This is a genomic window from Delftia sp. Cs1-4 (assembly GCF_000214395.1).
GTDB lineage: Bacteria > Pseudomonadota > Gammaproteobacteria > Burkholderiales > Burkholderiaceae_C > Comamonas > Comamonas acidovorans.
The window spans coordinates 4,455,689-4,471,646 of record NC_015563.1 but is presented as its reverse complement, the minus strand read 5'-3'; the positions used below and the strand labels follow the sequence as shown (position 1 = coordinate 4,471,646).

General features: G+C 67.7%; 17 protein-coding genes. 10 read left to right on the top strand and 7 right to left on the bottom strand.

Going from position 1 to position 15,958, the window contains the following annotated elements:
• Window positions 1-43 precede the first annotated feature (43 nt).
• From DELCS14_RS19540 to DELCS14_RS19500, 9 genes are all read left to right on the top strand, one after another.
• Window positions 44-1,387, top strand: coding sequence for an aspartate aminotransferase family protein (locus tag DELCS14_RS19540; protein ID WP_013803213.1), 1,344 nt, complete (start codon window positions 44-46; stop codon window positions 1,385-1,387).
• Window positions 1,388-1,458: 71 nt separating this feature from the next.
• Window positions 1,459-2,376 carry an amino acid ABC transporter substrate-binding protein gene (locus tag DELCS14_RS19535; RefSeq protein WP_013803212.1) on the top strand — a complete coding sequence of 306 codons (918 nt, stop codon included), beginning with the start codon at window positions 1,459-1,461 and terminating at the stop codon, window positions 2,374-2,376.
• A gap of 20 nt (window positions 2,377-2,396) precedes the next feature.
• On the top strand, window positions 2,397-3,053 hold the full coding sequence (locus tag DELCS14_RS19530; protein ID WP_013803211.1) for an aspartate/glutamate racemase family protein: 657 nt from the start codon (window positions 2,397-2,399) through the stop codon (window positions 3,051-3,053).
• A gap of 63 nt (window positions 3,054-3,116) precedes the next feature.
• Complete coding sequence (cobO, locus tag DELCS14_RS19525; protein WP_013803210.1) at window positions 3,117-3,686, top strand: cob(I)yrinic acid a,c-diamide adenosyltransferase; 570 nt, start codon at window positions 3,117-3,119, stop codon at window positions 3,684-3,686.
• A gap of 39 nt (window positions 3,687-3,725) precedes the next feature.
• The gene (gene bluB, locus DELCS14_RS19520) at window positions 3,726-4,433 is read left to right on the top strand and encodes a 5,6-dimethylbenzimidazole synthase (protein WP_012204651.1); all 708 of its coding nucleotides are present in this window, start codon (window positions 3,726-3,728) and stop codon (window positions 4,431-4,433) included.
• Entirely contained in the window at window positions 4,430-5,512 is a 1,083-nt protein-coding gene (cbiB, locus tag DELCS14_RS19515; protein WP_013803209.1) for an adenosylcobinamide-phosphate synthase CbiB, read from the top strand. Before bluB ends, cbiB begins: the two co-directional genes overlap by 4 nt.
• Window positions 5,509-6,552 (top strand): aminotransferase class I/II-fold pyridoxal phosphate-dependent enzyme, encoded by a 1,044-nt coding sequence (locus tag DELCS14_RS19510; protein WP_013803208.1) that lies wholly within the window; start codon window positions 5,509-5,511, stop codon window positions 6,550-6,552. Before cbiB ends, DELCS14_RS19510 begins: the two co-directional genes overlap by 4 nt.
• The gene (locus tag DELCS14_RS19505) at window positions 6,539-8,044 is read left to right on the top strand and encodes a cobyric acid synthase (RefSeq protein WP_013803207.1); all 1,506 of its coding nucleotides are present in this window, start codon (window positions 6,539-6,541) and stop codon (window positions 8,042-8,044) included. Before DELCS14_RS19510 ends, DELCS14_RS19505 begins: the two co-directional genes overlap by 14 nt.
• A 143-nt stretch (window positions 8,045-8,187) precedes the next feature.
• Window positions 8,188-8,619, top strand: a complete 432-nt coding sequence (locus DELCS14_RS19500) for a hypothetical protein (RefSeq protein ID WP_013803206.1) — start codon at window positions 8,188-8,190, stop codon at window positions 8,617-8,619.
• A 140-nt stretch (window positions 8,620-8,759) separates the two neighbouring features.
• On the opposite strand, the gene DELCS14_RS30790 is transcribed toward DELCS14_RS19500, so the two are convergent.
• Together DELCS14_RS30790 and DELCS14_RS19495 are read right to left on the bottom strand one after the other, a co-directional pair.
• Window positions 8,760-9,323 carry a hypothetical protein gene (locus DELCS14_RS30790; RefSeq protein WP_013803205.1) on the bottom strand — a complete coding sequence of 188 codons (564 nt, stop codon included), beginning with the start codon at window positions 9,321-9,323 and terminating at the stop codon, window positions 8,760-8,762.
• 290 nt (window positions 9,324-9,613) lie between these two features.
• Window positions 9,614-9,931, bottom strand: a complete 318-nt coding sequence (locus tag DELCS14_RS19495; RefSeq protein WP_343299509.1) for a TIM barrel protein — start codon at window positions 9,929-9,931, stop codon at window positions 9,614-9,616.
• Window positions 9,932-10,011: 80 nt separating this feature from the next.
• Here DELCS14_RS19495 and DELCS14_RS19490 point away from each other — a divergent pair, with 80 nt between their 5' ends.
• Window positions 10,012-10,383 (top strand): oxidoreductase, encoded by a 372-nt coding sequence (locus DELCS14_RS19490; protein WP_013803204.1) that lies wholly within the window; start codon window positions 10,012-10,014, stop codon window positions 10,381-10,383.
• An 85-nt stretch (window positions 10,384-10,468) separates the two neighbouring features.
• On the opposite strand, the gene otnI is transcribed toward DELCS14_RS19490, so the two are convergent.
• The 5 genes from otnI to DELCS14_RS19465 are packed head-to-tail and all read right to left on the bottom strand — an operon-like array spanning window position 10,469 to window position 15,866.
• Window positions 10,469-11,266, bottom strand: coding sequence for a 2-oxo-tetronate isomerase (gene otnI / locus DELCS14_RS19485; RefSeq protein WP_013803203.1), 798 nt, complete (start codon window positions 11,264-11,266; stop codon window positions 10,469-10,471).
• Window positions 11,267-11,301: 35 nt separating this feature from the next.
• Window positions 11,302-12,585: a 3-oxo-tetronate kinase gene (gene otnK, locus DELCS14_RS19480; protein ID WP_013803202.1), complete on the bottom strand. Its 1,284-nt coding sequence runs from the start codon at window positions 12,583-12,585 to the stop codon at window positions 11,302-11,304.
• The gene (gene ltnD / locus DELCS14_RS19475) at window positions 12,582-13,514 is read right to left on the bottom strand and encodes an L-threonate dehydrogenase (RefSeq protein WP_013803201.1); all 933 of its coding nucleotides are present in this window, start codon (window positions 13,512-13,514) and stop codon (window positions 12,582-12,584) included. The genes otnK and ltnD overlap by 4 nt, the downstream gene beginning before the upstream one ends.
• Complete coding sequence (gene denD, locus DELCS14_RS19470) at window positions 13,511-14,491, bottom strand: D-erythronate dehydrogenase (RefSeq protein WP_013803200.1); 981 nt, start codon at window positions 14,489-14,491, stop codon at window positions 13,511-13,513. Before denD ends, ltnD begins: the two co-directional genes overlap by 4 nt.
• A 43-nt stretch (window positions 14,492-14,534) precedes the next feature.
• Entirely contained in the window at window positions 14,535-15,866 is a 1,332-nt protein-coding gene (locus DELCS14_RS19465; protein ID WP_013803199.1) for an MFS transporter, read from the bottom strand.
• Window positions 15,867-15,958: the final 92 nt, after the last annotated feature.

Below are 15,958 nucleotides of genomic sequence, written 5' to 3'. Positions count from 1 at the left end.
GTCAAATAATGCGATGAAACATTTGTTCCTTGAAAGAACTGCCATGAGCCATGTGTTCCATCGTCACCTGCACCACACGCCCCCCGTTGCCGTCGCCGCCAGCGGCCTGGAGATACGCGACGCGCAGGGGCGCAGCTATATCGATGCCTCGGGCGGCGCGGCCGTGTCCTCGCTGGGCCACGGTCATCCCGATGTGATCGCCGCCATGCATGACCAAATCGACCGGCTGGCCTATGCCCACACCAGCTTCTTCACCACTGCGGTGGCCGAGGAACTGGGGCAGGAACTGGTGCGCGGCGCGCCCGAAGGCACCAGCCACGCCTACCTGGTCAGCGGCGGCTCCGAGGCTGTGGAGGCCGCGCTCAAGATGGCGCGCCAGTACTTCGTGGAGATCGGCCAGCCCGAGCGCACGCACTTCATCGCGCGCCGCCAGAGCTACCACGGCAACACGCTGGGTGCGCTGGCCGTGGGCGGCAATGCCTGGCGGCGCGCGCCGTTCGCGCCCATCCTGGTGCCGGCCACCCATGTCTCGCCCTGCAATGCCTACCGCGACCAGCGCGACGATGAAACCCCAGAGCAATACGGCCAGCGCCTGGCCGACGAACTGGATGCGGCCATCGGCGTCCACGGCCCGCGCAGCGTGATCGCCTTCGTGGCCGAGACGGTGGGCGGCGCCACGGCCGGCGTGCTCACGCCCGTGCCCGGCTACTTCAAGGCCGTGCGCGAGGTGTGCGACCGCCACGGCGTGCTGCTCATCCTGGACGAGGTCATGTGCGGCATGGGCCGCACGGGCACCCTGCATGCCTGCGAGCAGGAAGGCGTGGTGCCCGACCTGATCACCGTGGCCAAGGGCCTGGGCGGTGGCTACCAGCCCGTAGGAGCGGTGCTGGCGCAGGGGCGCATCGTCGATGCCATGTCGCGCGGCAGCGGCTTCTTCCAGCACGGCCATACCTACCTGGGCCACCCGGTGGCCTGCGCGGCGGCGCTGGCCGTGCAGCGCGTGATACGGCGCGACGGCCTGCTGGACAAGGTGCGTACCGATGGCGAAGCCTTCGGGCAGATGCTGGTGCAGGCCCTGGGCAGCCACCGCCGCGCGGGCGAGCACGTTGGCGACATTCGCGGGCGCGGCTTCTTCTGGGGCGTGGAGCTGGTGGCCGACCGCGCCAGCAAGGCGCCCTTCGATGCGGGCCTGAAGCTCAACGCCCGCATCAAGACCGAAGCCATGCAGCGCGGACTGCTGTGCTACCCCGGCGGCGGCACGGCCGATGGCCGTGCGGGCGACCACGTGCTGCTGGCGCCGCCCTTCATCGCCACGCGGGAACAGCTGCAGACCATCGCCACGCGCCTGGCCGAGTCCATCGAGGCCGCACTCACCCAGGTTCTCTGATCCGTTCCTGCGCTCGCGCGCACTTCCTCGCTTTCCCACGCTTTCCCCAACCCCGCCACAGGAGTGTCCCCATGACCCCATCCCGCCCGACCCTGAAGCGCACGGCCCTGGCCGTGACCAGCGCCCTGATCGCCGCGCTGCTGCCGCTGGCCGCCAGCCATGCCCAGGACAGCGGCACGCTCGCCAAGATCCAGCAGGCCGGGGCCATCACGCTGGGCTACCGCGAGTCCTCGTTCGGTTTTTCCTATCTGGATGGCGATCTCAAGCCCGTGGGCTACAGCATGGACATCTGCCGGCGCATCGTGGACGAGGTCAAGGCCCAGCTCAAGCTGCCCGCACTGCAGGTGCGCTATCAGGCCGTGACCTCGGCCAACCGCATCCCGCTGGTGGCCAACGGCACGGTGGACCTGGAGTGCGGCTCCACCACCAACCTGGTGGAGCGGCAAAAGCAGGTGGCCTTCTCGCCGGATATCTTCCGCTACAACGTGCGCATGCTGGTGCGCGCGGACTCGGGGCTGCGCTCCGTCGCCGACCTGCAGGGCAAGACCGTGGCGACGACGGCGGGCACCACGTCCTTTCGCCTGCTGCGCGAGGCTGACCGGGGCCGCAACCTCGACATCACCAACCTTTCGGGCAAGGACCATTCGGACTCCTTCATGCTGGTGGAGAGCGGCCGTGCCCAGGCCTTCGTGCTGGATGACATCCTGCTCGCCGGCCAGATCGCCAATGCCAAGAACCCGCAGGACTACCTGATCACCGGCGAAAGCCTGCGCACCGAGAACCAGGCGCTGATGCTGCGCAAGGACGATGCCGGCTTCAAGGCCATCGTGGACCGCGTGGTGACGGGCATGATGCAGTCCGGCGAGATGGAAAAGCTCTACAACCGCTGGTTCATGTCGCCCATCCCGCCCAGGAACATCAACATCAACTACCCGCTCAACGCCGAGACGCGCGAGGCATTCGCCCATCCCTCGTCCAAGGGCATCTGAACTTCTTATTGCACGCATCCATGACCCGCATCGCCCTCATCCACGCCCTCAGCCACTCCGTCGCTCCCATCAACGAAGCCTTTGCGCGCGACTGGCCCGAGGCGGTTCGCATGAACCTGCTGGACGACAGCCTCTCGGCCGACCTTGCGCGCAACGGGCGCGGGCTGGACGCCGCCATGCACGAGCGTTTCCAGCGCCTGGCGCAGTACGCCGTGGACACGGGCGCGCAGGGGATCTTGTTCACCTGCTCGGCCTTTGGCCCCTGCATCGAGGCCGTGGCCGCGCGCCATGCGCCGCTGCCCGTGCTCAAGCCCAACGAGGCCATGATCGAAGAGGCCGTGCAGGGCCAGCAGGGAGCCTTGGGTTTGATCTCCAGCTTCGCGCCCACGCTGCAGTCCATGCCGCCGGAGTTTCCTGCTGGCATCGAACTCGTGCCCGCCCTGGCCGATGGCGCCATGGACGCGCTCAACCGGGGCGACACCGCCACGCATGACCGCCTGGTGGTCGAGCAGGCCAGGGCCCTGGCCGCGCGCGGCTGCACGCGCATTGCGCTGGCCCAGTTCAGCATGGCGCGTGCCCGCGCCGCCTGCGAGGCCGCCACGGGCCTGCCCGTGCTCACCACGGTGGACAGCGCCGTGCGTGCCCTGCAGCGCCGGCTGGGCGTCCGCCTCGGTTAAAGTGGCGCTCCGCTGCGGCGCATGCCCGCCGCAGCGCGTGCAACTTTTGAGGATGACAGACCCATGCAGATCGAACAGGCCCCGACGGAAAAGCCCTATGAAAAGCCCGAAGGCGAACGCCGTGGCCTGGTGCTGGTGAACACCGGCGACGGCAAGGGCAAGAGCACGGCGGCCTTCGGCCTGGCCCTGCGCGCGCATGGCCGGGGCAAGTCCGTCAAGATCTTCCAGTTCATGAAGGTGCCCACGGCGCGCTTTGGCGAGCACCGCATGTTCGAGCAGCTGGGCATGCCCATCGAGGGCCTGGGCGACGGCTTCAGCTGGAAGAGCCAGGACCATGAGCGGTCGGCCCAGATCGCGCGCGAGGGCTGGGAGCGTGCGCGCACCGCCATCCTCTCGGGTGATCACTTCCTGGTCGTGCTCGACGAAATCACCTATCCGCTGATCTATGGCTGGCTGCCGCTGGAGCCTGTGCTGCAGGCCCTGGCCGACCGCCCGCGCCATGTGCACGTCATGCTCACGGGCCGCCGCTGCCCCGAGGAAATCATTGCCGTGGCCGATACCGTCACGCGCATGGAACTGGTCAAGCACGCCTTCCAGGCCGGCATTCCCGCCCAGCGTGGTATTGAGGACTGATGCCGCCCGCAGGCCCGGCCTGCGGCGGACAATGGCGGCATGAGCAGCGAAACGCAATCCCGGGCCCCAGAGACCATTCCCGCCCAACCCTTTGCCGAGGCCGAGCGGGCAGCCGTCTACCGCGCCATCCATGAGCGGCGCGACATGCGCCACTTCTGCGGTGGCGAGGTCGCGCCCGAGGTGCTGCTGCGCCTGCTGCGCGCCGCCCACCATGCGCCCAGCGTCGGCTTCATGCAGCCCTGGCGCTTCATCCGCGTGCGCGATGCGCAATTGCGCCAGGAGATCCATGCCGTGATCGAGCAGGAACGCCTGCAGACCGCGCGTGCGCTGGGCGAGCGCGAGGAAGACTTCATGCAGCTCAAGGTCCAGGGCGTGCTGGATGCGGCCGAAGTACTGGTTGTGGCCATGCCGCCAGGGCGCGAGGCCCATGTCTTCGGCCGGCGCACCCTGCCCGAGATGGACGTGGCCTCGGCCGCCTGCGCCATCCAGAACCTGTGGCTTGCCGCGCGTGCCGAGGGGCTGGGGCTGGGCTGGGTCTCGCTGTTCGATCCCGAGGTGCTGGCCGCCCTGCTGCAAATGCCCGTGGGCAGCCGGCCGCTGGCCGTGCTGTGCTTGGGCCCCGTGTCCGCCTACTATGCCGAGCCCATGCTGCAGCAGCAAAAGTGGGCCAGCCGCGCACCGCTGCAGGACATGCTCTACGACGACTTCTGGGGCCAGCGCGCCGCCGGTCCGCAGCCGCAGGCATGAGCGACAGCCCTTCCTGGCAACTGCTGGGCGCCGCGCTCAGCCCGCTGTGGTGGTGCTGGCAGGCGCTGTCGCAGCCTGTGTCCGAATCCTGGTCGCGCCACGCCCTGGCCGCCGCGCTGGCCGTTCCCGTGGCCCTGCTGATCGACCGGCTCTGGGGCGAGCCGCCCGTGTGGATGCACCCCGTGGTCGCCATGGGCCGGCTGCTGGCTGCGGTTGGGCGAAGACTTGCCCCCCGCGAAGAACATGTGCGCGACTGGCCAAGCTTTGCGCTGGGCGCCGTCGCCTGGTGCCTGCTGGCGCTGCTGTTCTTCTGCATCTATGCCTTCATCCAGTGGCTGCTGCCGCCCATGCCCTGGTGGCTGGGCGCCCTGGTGCTGGGCGTGCTGCTCAAGCCGCTTTTGTCCTGGCGCATGCTGCGCGACGAGGTGCTGGCCGTGGAAGCCGCACTGCAGCAATCCCTGCCCGCAGGCCGCGAGCGCCTGACCTGGCTGGTCAGCCGGGATACAGCGCAGCTGGACGCTGGCCAGGTGCGCGAAAGCGCCATCGAAACCCTGGCCGAGAACCTCAGCGACTCCGTGCTGGCGCCGCTGTTCTGGTTTGCCGTGGCCGGCCTGCCGGGAGCGGCCCTCTACCGCTTTGCCAATACGGCCGATGCCATGTGGGGCTACCCGGGCTGGCGCGGGCAGGGCGATGACCGGCGCCACTGGCAATGGGCCGGCAAATGGACGGCGCGTGCCGATGACCTGCTCAACTGGATACCGGCGCGCCTGACCGCCTTGCTTCTGGCCTTGTCCGGCCTGGCCGCCGGCCGGCGGCCGGGCTGGGGTGCGCTGCGCCAGGACGCGCGCATCACCCCGTCGCCCAACGGCGGCTGGCCCATGGGCGCCATGGCAAGGCTGCTGGGCGTGCGCCTGGGCAAGCCCGGCGTCTACGTGCTCAACCCCGCAGGCCGCGTGCCTCAGGCGGCCGAGCTGCAGCAGGCTGTGGCGCATGCGGGCCGCGTGGTCGCCATGCTGGTGGCTGCAGGGCTGGCCGCCGCCCTGGTCCTTGGATGGGCGATGGCAGGAAAGACACCATGAAACCGATCCCAGTCACCCACGGTGGCACGGATGCGCTGGGCGTGCCCGCGCACGATTTCTCCACCAACCGCAATGCCTGCGGACCCTGCCCGCAGGCGCTGGATGCACTGTCCCAGGCACACGCGGCCCAGTACCCGGACCCGCAGTACACGGTGCTGCGTGCGCGCCTGGCGGACTTTCATGGCGTTGCGGCCGGGCGCATCGTCATTGCGGCCAGCGCCAGCGACTTCATCCACCGCATCAGCATGCATGCAGCGCGCGAAGGCGCGGCCGTCGCCAGCCTGCCGGCCCACCATTACGGCGACTACGTCCACGCGGCGCAGGTCTGGCGCCTGCCCCTGGTCGCGCGCGACGGCATCACCGAGGCCGGCCCCGGCCTGCACTGGGCCTGCGCACCATCGAGCCCGCTGGGCCAGCCCGAGGAGGTCTGGCCGCTGTGGAGCGAGCCCGCACCGCCCGGCACCTGGCGCGTGATCGACTGCGCCTATGCCCCCCTCAGACTGGAGCTGGGCATGGAACCCACCGTGCCCTCCCAGGTGCGCGATGCCTGGCAGATGTGGACTCCCAACAAGGCCCTGGGCATGACAGGCGTGCGCGCGGCCTACGCCATTGCGCCCGAAGCCGTGCCGCACGACGAGATCGATGCCTTGCGCGCCCTGTCACCCTCGTGGCCCGTGGGCGCCCATGGCGAGGCCATGCTCACGGCCTGGACCGCACCGGCCACCCGGCAATGGCTGGCGCAAAGCCTGCAACGGCTGCGCGATTGGAAGGCACAGCAGCTCGATCTGGTGCAGCGCCTGGGCTGGCAGGTACTGCCCGGCTCGCAGGCCAATTACTTTGTGGCGCGCTGGCCGCAAGCCCAGCGGGGCGACGCCATGCAGACGCGTCTGGCCCACCTACGCGCGCAAGGCATCAAGCTGCGCGACTGCGACAGCTTCGGCCTGCCCGGCTGCGTGCGCATGGGCGTGCTGGCGCCTGCATCCCAGAACGCCTTGCTGGCCGCCTGGCAGTCAACGGAGAAACACCATGCAATCGAATGAACCCGCTGCCGTGAATCTGCCCCTGCCCACCCCCGGCCAGCGCCCCGCGCTGTGCGTGATGGTGCTGGGCACCAGCAGCGGCGCCGGCAAGAGCTGGGTGGCCACCGCGCTGTGCGCCTGGTACCGCGCCCAGGGCTACAAGGTGGCGCCCTTCAAGGCGCAGAACATGAGCAACAACGCGCGGGTGGTCTCCGCGCCGGGCGGTGCCTGGGGCGAGATCGGCACGGCCCAGTACCTGCAGGCCCTGGCCGCAGGCTGCGCGCCCGATGTGCGCATGAACCCGCTGCTGCTCAAGCCCGAGGCCGACATGCGCAGCCAGGTCGTGCTGCTGGGCCGGGTCAGCGAGGAACTCTCGGCCTTGCCCTGGCGCGGCCGCAGCGCCCGCGTGTGGCCGCAGATCGCTGAGGCGCTGGACAGCCTGCGTGCCGACAACGATGTGGTCGTCATCGAGGGTGCAGGCTCGCCGGCCGAGATCAACCTGCATGCCAGCGACGTGGTCAACATGCGCGTGGCGCGCCACTGCGGCGCTCATTGCCTGCTGGTGTCCGACATAGACCGGGGCGGCGCCTTTGCCCACCTCTACGGCACCTGGGCCCTGCTGCCGCCGGAAGAACAGGCGCTGATCCGCGGCTTCGTGCTCAACAAATTCCGGGGCGACGCCAGCCTGTTGGCGCCCGCCCCGCAGATGCTGCAGGAGCGCACCGGCGTGCCCACCGTGGCCACCATCCCCATGCAGTTCCAGCATGGCCTGCCGGAGGAGGATGGCGTCTTTGACGACCGCGGCTCTGGAGGAGGGGCGGGGCGCGCCGTGCACACCACCATCGCCATCATTGCCTACCCGCGCATCAGCAACCTCGACGAATTCCAGCCCCTGCTGCAGGTGCCGGGCCTGCGCGTGGTCTGGGCGCGCACGCCGGCCCAGCTGGCAGGCGCCGACTGGATCATCCTGCCCGGCTCCAAGGCCACGGCTGCCGATCTGGCCTGGATGCGGACCCAGGGCCTGGATGCCGCCGTTGCTGCACACGCTGCGGCAGGCCGGCAGGTGCTGGGCATCTGCGGCGGCCTGCAGATGCTGGGCGAGGCGCTGATCGACCTGCATGGCGTGGACGGCAACGCAGCCGGCCTGGGCCTTCTGCCGCTGACGACCCTGTTCGCGCCCGACAAGACCGTGCTGCCCGCCAGCGTGCAACTGCCGCCGCTGCCGGGGGCGCTGGCGCCGCTGTCTGGCGTGCAGGCGCAGGTCTATGAAATCCACCACGGCCAGACCAGCGTGCGCCCCGACATGGTGGCCGCTGGCAGTGCCGTGGCCGAGCCCGTGCCTGGCCTGCTGTGGCACAGCCCCGATGGCCTCATCGCGGGCTGCTACTGGCACGGCCTGTTCGAGAACGCCGAGGTGCTGCGCGCCCTGTGGGGCGCCGAGGTGCCCACGCTGGACAGCGTCTTCGCACGCATGGCCGACGGTGTGCAGCGCTGGTTTGCGCACCAGGCTTGACCCAGGTCAGGGGCCGCTTGCAGGGGGCACGGCAAGCTGTAGGCCATGGCCTGCATGCGCAGCCGCGCTGTACCGATAAATGGGGAGCTGGAAAACACGCATGCTTGGGCCTTGACTTTTTTCACGAGGAATGGAGTGAAGCTATGAAAAACCCATGGATTCGTCCCCTGCAGCTGTGTATTGGCGCCGCCGTGCTTGGCATGGCCGGACTGGCCACTGCCCAGCCCGCCCCTGGCCCCGATGGCATGCCGCCCCCGCCGCCCGCTGCGGAAAAGGCCAAGCCCCATCACCACCACAAGAAGCACGCCGAGCCCAAGGGGCCCGCCAAGCGCGGCTATGACCGCCGCGACCCGGCACAGCACGAGGCTGCAGCCGTCCAGGAGCAATCGCGCCGAGGCGGCGTCCAGTCGGGCGACCACTTCCAGCGCAATGCCGTGGCCCGCTGCGATGTCTTCAAGAACGAAGGCGACCGCCGCTCCTGCGTGGAGCGTGTCAAGGACGGCCAGGTCAGCGGCTCCGTCGAAGGCGGCGGTGTGCTGCGCGAGTACACGGAACAAGTTCCGGTAAGGCAATAACAGCACCTGCTGTTGTTCTCCTGAGAAAACCCGCCGGGCCACGAAGCCGGCGGGTTTTTTTATGAGCGAGCTTCAAATGAAATGCTTGAAGATCGGATTGGCGTGGTGTATTTTCGAGCCGACTTCTGTCGGATGGTTGATCATTTGATTGATTTCAAAAAATCAGGATCTTCAATCAGCTCTTCGACACTCATTTTGATATTTTCCTTCAGCACGCCAAGAGCATTACCAAATTTATTGGTCTTGCGTTGAATGTTTTTGACTGCTGCATATACGATATTTCCTGAGGTTTCTTCTTTTACGGTGTAATTGACTTTGTAAGTCCAATCGATGCTGTAGCCTAGGTCATCAATGAAGAAATCTTGAATGTCTCCGGTCAGTACTTTCCCGCCCGAACTGGTATTTATGCCAACAAAACGGAGTTCAACAAAAACAGCATCTCGGATAAATTTCGATACGTCGCGATCCAGTTTTATTTCACCCATAGCTGTGTTACGTATCACATCCGGAGGCATGGGCTTGGATGTCTTTGGGTCTACAGCTGAATATGTAAACTCGCCGACAGCAAGACTGCCTTGAGCGGTCTTGGTAGAGCTTGGTGCGTAGTCAATCGTAAGGCCTGTGGGAGTGCCGCAGCCTGCCAAGGCGGTGGCAACGAACAGGGCAAACAGGATCCGCCGGCCGTATCTGTGAATTATTTTCATAGCTTCCCTTGTTTTACGATGTGTTACATATGGATTTGGGATTGTATCTGAACAATTTCCATTGCTGGCAAGGACGGCTCATAGTCTAAAAATTCGAGCGCGAAATGGACCGTGGCCGTGCACCTAACCGCAGTTCCAAGCCACCACTGGTTTGGAGTCAACCCAGGTTGCTGTCGTGGGCCACGCGGCTCCAGGCGTCGTAGTCCATGCGTTGCTGGATGTCGCCGGTTTCAGGTCCACGACCAGACGCACGCTGCGCAGGTGGTTGCGTTGAGGGCGGGGAACGTGGCCTACAGCCAATCCTTCATCCAACCCAGCCCCTTGCTGGTAGCGTGCGCCGCCGCACCGCGCGCGGGGCGGTATTCGCAGCCTATCCAGCCGTCGTAGCCCAGCAGGTCCAGCAGGCGGAAAAGGCAGGGGTAGTTGACCTCGCCGACGTCGGGTTCGTGGCGTTCGGGCACGCCTGCGATCTGCACATGCCCCACGCGGCCCGTGGGCAGGTACTGGCGGATCTTCATGGCGAGGTCTCCCTCGACGATCTGGCAGTGGTAGAGGTCCATCTGGACCTGGACACCGGATTTGACCTGGGTCATACAGACCCATTCCATCCGCTGCGCAGCGATATGCACTGCCAAAGGCATTTCTATGATGGGACCGTACTTCCAACATGGAAAAATGGATTCAACCCATGCAAGCCTTCCGGATCGTGGTCATTGGTGCGGGGCAGACCGGCACTCCCTTGCTGCAGCAATTGCTGGACGCGCCCTTCGTGCAGTTGCTCGGGGTGGCCGATCTGGATTTGAACCAGCCCGGCATCGCACTGGCACGCGCGCGCGGCGTGCCGGTCACCACCCGGTTCATGGAACTGGTGGACGCGGCGGTGGACATCATCATCGACGTGACCGGCTCGCTGCAGGTGCGCGAATCGCTGCGCAGCAAGATGGTGGAGACCGGCAACACGCACACGCTGATCATGCATGAGGCGATTGCGCTGCTGATGATGTCGCTGTCGGCCGGCCGGCTGGTGACCAGCAAGCACAGCGATCTGGAGTATTCCTGAACGCAGGCGGCGGATACGCAGGACAGCTATCCGCCCCATCCTCCCGTGCCTGGCGGATGACTGGCTGCCGCAGCAGACGCTACAGCTACAGCCACTCCTTCATCCACCCCAGCCCCTCGCTGGTGGCGTGCGCCGCCGCGCCGCGCGCGGGGCGGTATTCGCAGCCTATCCAGCCGTCGTAGCCCAGCTGGTCCAGCAGGCGGAACAGGTAGGGGTAGTTGACCTCGCCGACGTCGGGTTCGTGGCGTTCGGGCACGCCTGCGATCTGCACATGCCCCACGCGGCCCGTGGGCAGGTACTGGCGGATCTTCATGGCGAGGTCTCCCTCGACGATCTGGCAGTGATAGAGGTCCATCTGGACCTGGACATTGGGCTCGGCAATGTCGGCCAGCAGGGCGTGGGCCTGGTCCTGGCGGCTCAGGAAGAAGCCGGGCATGTCGCGGCCGTTGATGGGCTCCAGCAGGATGGCGATGCCGTGGGGCGCGGCCAGCCGTGCGGCATGGCGCACGTTGGCGATGTAGGTTGCGCGCAGGATGTCATCGCTGGCGCCTGCGGGCTTGAGCCCGGCCATGACGTGGATGCGCGGGCAGCCCAGGGCCCGTGCATATGCGATGGCACGTTCCATGCCCTGGGCAAATTCCGCTTCGCGCCCGGGGATGCAGGCCAGGCCGCGCTCGCCCGCATTCCAGTCGCCGGGCGGGGCGTTGAACAGCACTTGCCGCAGGCCGTGGTCCTGCAGGCGCCGGGCCAGTTGCCCGGGCGCGAAGTCGTAGGGGAACAGGTATTCGACGGCCTGGAAGCCGTCGCGCGCGGCGGCCTCGAAGCGGTCAAGAAAGTCCAGGTCGTTGTAGAGCATGGACAGGTTGGCGGCGAAACGGGGCATGAAAGCTTTCCTGAAAACGGAGGCTGAGTGTGGCATCAGGCGCGCTGCAACGCGCCGAAGGCCTTGGTGAAGAAGTCCGTGGTGCCGAAGTTGCCGGACTTGAGCGTGAGGTGCAGGCCCTGCGGCGCCAGGGGCGAGGCGGCATGGCACCAGGGCACGCCAGGGTCGATCTGCGGCCCTATGCGCATTTGCTCGATGCCCAGCGCCTGCACGCAGGCGCCCGAGGTTTCTCCGCCGGCCACGACGAGCTGGCGCACGCCCATCTCGACCAGCCCCCGGGCGATGGCGGCGATGGTCTGTTCGACCAGTGCGCCGGCCTGCTCCACGCCCAGGCGGCCCTGCACGGCCTTGACGGCCGAGGATTCGGCCGTGGAGTAGATCAGCACCGGGCCGCTGGCGATGTGCTGGCGGGCCCAGGCCAGGGCCTTGCCGGCTTCGTCCTCGCCGGCGGCGATGCGCAGCGGCTCCAGCGCCAGGGCAGGGCGCCCCGAAGCGATGAAGTGCGCCACCTGTGCATTGGTGGCTACCGAGCAACTGCCCGAGACGACCGCCTGCAGGCCGGTGGCGGTTGGCAGGGCAGCGGCCTGGGCCGTGGGCTGGATGCCGAAGTTCGCGGGCAGGCCGATGGCCACGCCCGAGCCGGCCGTGACCAGGGGCATGCCGGCCAGCGCCGGACCCAGGCGCAGCAGGTCGTCGTTGGAGACGGCATCGACCACGGCCATGCCCACGCCCTCGGCCTGGAGTGCGGCGATGCGCGCGCGGATGGCGGCCTCGCCCTGCGCGACGGCCACATGGTCGATCAGCCCCACCTTGCGCCGTGTCTGCGCCTGCAGCACGCGCACCAGATTGGCATCGGTCATGGGCGTGAGCGGGTGGTTGCGCATGCCGCTGTCGCTGAGCAGCACATCACCCACGAACAGGTGGCCTTTGAAGACGGTGCGCTGGTTGTCGGGGAAGGCCGGCGTGGCGATGGTGAAGCCACAGCCCAGCGCGTCCATCAGTGCATCGGTCACGGGGCCGATGTTACCCTGCGGCGTGCTGTCGAAGGTGGAGCAGTACTTGAAGTAGATCTGCGGCGCGCGGCCATTGGCGCCCTGGGCCTGCAGCCATTCGAGGGCCTGCAGCGATTGCGCAATGGCATCGGCCGGCGCGATGGTGCGCGACTTGAGCGCGACAACGACGGCGTCCACGCCCTCGTCCACCTGGCCGGCAGGCACGCCAATGCTTTGCACCACGCGCATGCCTGCGCGCACCAGGTTGTTCGCCAGATCGGTGGCGCCCGTGAAGTCGTCGGCTATGCAGCCCAGAAGAAGGGTCATGGGGATTCCGATGGAGCCTGGGGCAGGGTGATGCCCGGGAAGATCTTGATGACGGCGCTGTCGTCCTCGCGGCCATGGCCGGCGGTGGATGCCTGCATGAACATCTGGTGGGCCGTGGAGGCCAGGGGCAGCGGGAATTTGCTGTGGCGCGCTGTGTCCAGCACCAGGCCCAGGTCCTTGACGAAGATGTCCACGGCCGACAGCGGGGTGTAGTCGCCGGCCAGCACATGGGCCATGCGGTTCTCGAACATCCAGCTGTTGCCCGCGCTGTGGGTGATGACCTCGTAGAGCGCGGCGGCATCGACGCCTTCGCGCAGGCCCAGGGCCATGGCCTCGGCCGCGGCCGCGATGTGCACGCCGGCCAGCAGCTGGTTGATGATCTTGACCTTGCTGCCCGCGCCCGCGCTGTGGCCCAGGCGGTAGACCTTGGCGGCCATGGCGTCGAGCACGCCTTCGCAGGCGGCATAGGCCTCGGGGCGGGCGGCCGTCATCATGGTCATCTGCCCGGACGCTGCCTTGGCCGCGCCGCCGGAGATGGGCGCGTCGATGTAGTGCACGCCCTGCGCCTGCAGCCTGGCCTCCAGCGCCACGGACCAGTTGGGGTCCACGGTGGAGCACATGACGAAGACGGAGCCGGGCTGCAGCGCAGCGGCGATGCCGCCCTCGCCGAACAGCACGGCCTCGGTCTGCTGGGCGTTGACCACCACGCTGACGACGATGCGGCAGGCGGCGGCCATGTCGGCCAGCGTGGCGCAGGCCGTGCCACCTTCGGCGGCGAAGGCGGCTGCGGCCTCGGGGCGGATGTCGTGGACATGCACGTGGTGGCCGGCGCGGCGCAGGCTTTGCGCCATGCCGGCGCCCATGGCGCCCAGGCCGATCACGCCGACGGCGCGTGCTGCGGGCTGTGGTGTAGAGGTGTCGTTGCTCATGGCTTGGCCGGTGTCAGGTCATCGGCGATGTAGGCGCGCACGATGGCCGCAAAGTCCTCGTCGCCGCGCAGGCCCAGCTGGTTGGCGCGCGTGGTATCCCAGCGGCCGGGCCAGCTGCCGACGATGCGCTCGACCTTGTCGTCGGGCTGCCAGCTCACGCGGTTGGCCACTTCGTCGCCAGCCACTTCGCGCAGCGCGCGCACCATGTCGCCTGCGCTGACGGACACGCCGGGCAGGTTGATGGGGCGGCGGTCGGCGACGGCGCTGGCATCGAGTTCGCAGCCTGCGACCAGGGCCTCGACGGCGCGGCGTGGCGACAGCAGCCACAGGCGCGTGGTGGCACCCACGGGGCAGTTGGCCGCCTCGCCGTTGAGGGGCTCGCGGATGATGCCGCTGGCAAACGACGAGGCGGCGGCATTGGGCCGGCCAGGGCGCACGCTGATCGTGGGCAGGCGCAGCACGCGGCCGTCGACAAAGCCGCGCCGCGTGTAGTCGGCCAGCAGCAGCTCGGCAATGGCTTTTTGCGTGCCGTAGGAGGACTGCGGGTTCAGGGCCGTGCCGTCCAGCACGGTGTCGGGCAGCTCGCCCCCGTAGACGGCCACCGAGCTGGTGAAGACCACGCGCGGCATGTGGCCCACGGCGCGGCAGGTCTCCAACAGCGCGCGCGAGGCATCGAGGTTGATGCGCATGCCCAGGTCGAAGTCGGCCTCGGCCTGGCCGCTGACCACGGCGGCCAGATGGAAGATCACGGCCGTGTCCTGGTCTATGGCGCCGCGCAGCACCTGCGGGTCGGCAATGTCGCCCACCAGGGAGCGCACGCGCGTGTCGTCAATGGCCTGGGTGGCCACCACGTCGAGCAGGTCGATCTGGTGGATGGGCCAGCGGGTGCCGGCCAGCGTCAGCGAGCCTTGTTCGAGCAGTTTGCGGGCCAGGCGCTGGCCCAGGAATCCGGCGCCGCCGGTGATCAGTACTTTCATGTGTCTTGGGGCTTGGAGCTTGAGGGATGGGAAGAAGGGCCGGTCAGCGGTTGACCATCTTTGCGGGGGTGAGCCAGACCGCGATGGCGCCCACCACGAGCACTCCCGCCAGCACGAACATGCCGGCCTGCGTGGACTGGGTCAGGTCCTTGAGGTAGCCGATCATGTAAGGGCTGGCGAAGCCCGCGAGGTTGCCGACCGAGTTGACGATGGCAATGCCCGCCGCCGCCGCCGTGCCCGACAGAAAGGCCGTGGGCAGCGACCAGAACAGCGGCGCGCAGGTCAGCACGCCGGCTGCGGCCAGCGACAGGAAGATCAGGGAAAGAACCGTGTTGTCGGCGAAGAAGGCCGTCATCGCAAAGCCCACGGCGCCCATCAGCGCGGGCACGATCAGGTGCCAGCGGCGCTCGCGGCGCTTGTCGGCGCTGTGGCCCATGAGGTTCATCACCACGATGGCGCACAGGAAGGGGATGGCACTGAGCAGGCCGATGTTCAGCGCGCCCGTGACGCCCGTGGACTTGATCAGCGTGGGCATCCAGAAGGTCAGTCCGTACTGGCCGGCGACGAAGGCGAAGTAGATCAGGCACATCCACCAGACGCGGCGGTCGGCGAAAACGGCCTTGAGCGAGTGCTTTTGGGCACCTGAGTGCTGCTGGTCCAGCTCGATCTCGCGCGCCAGCAGCTGCTTTTCGGAGGAGGTCAGCCACTTGGCGCTGGAGATGCCGTTGTCCAGATAGAAGATGGTCACCACGCCGATCACCAGGGCGGGAATCGCCTCGATCAGGAACATCCACTGCCAGCCGTGCAGGCCATGGTCGCCGTGGAAGGCCTGCATGATCCAGCCCGACAGCGGGTTGCCGAAGATGCCGGCCACGGGGATGGCCGACATGAACAGCGCCACGATCTTGGCGCGCCGGTGGGCCGGGTACCAGTAGGTCAGGTACAGGATCACGCCGGGATAGAAGCCCGCCTCGGCCAGGCCCAGCAGAAAGCGCAGGATGTAGAAGCCCGTGGGCGTTTCCACATACATGAACATGGCCGACAGAATGCCCCAGGTGATCATGATGCGGGCGATCCAGACGCGCGCGCCCAGGCGGTGCATGAGCAGGTTGCTGGGCACCTCGAAGAGGAAGTAGCCGATGAAGAACACGCCTGCGCCCAGGCCGAACACGGTCTCGCTGAAGCCCAGATCCTGGGACATCTGCAGCTTGGCAAAGCCCACGTTCACGCGGTCCAGGTAGGCGATCACATAGCACAGCATCAGGAACGGCACGAGGCGCCAGAACACCTTGGCGTAGGCGCGTGCCGTCTCCTGAGAGTCGGCCTGGGCAGGGTGGGCCCCGGCCTGGCCGGATGAGATATCCGTTGTCGTCATTTCAAGTCTCCCTTGGGTTCGCCGCTTGATTCGCCGCTTGATGCGCCGCCTGGCGGCTGCGCGGCTGTGGATGGGCTGGGTGGTGGAATGCG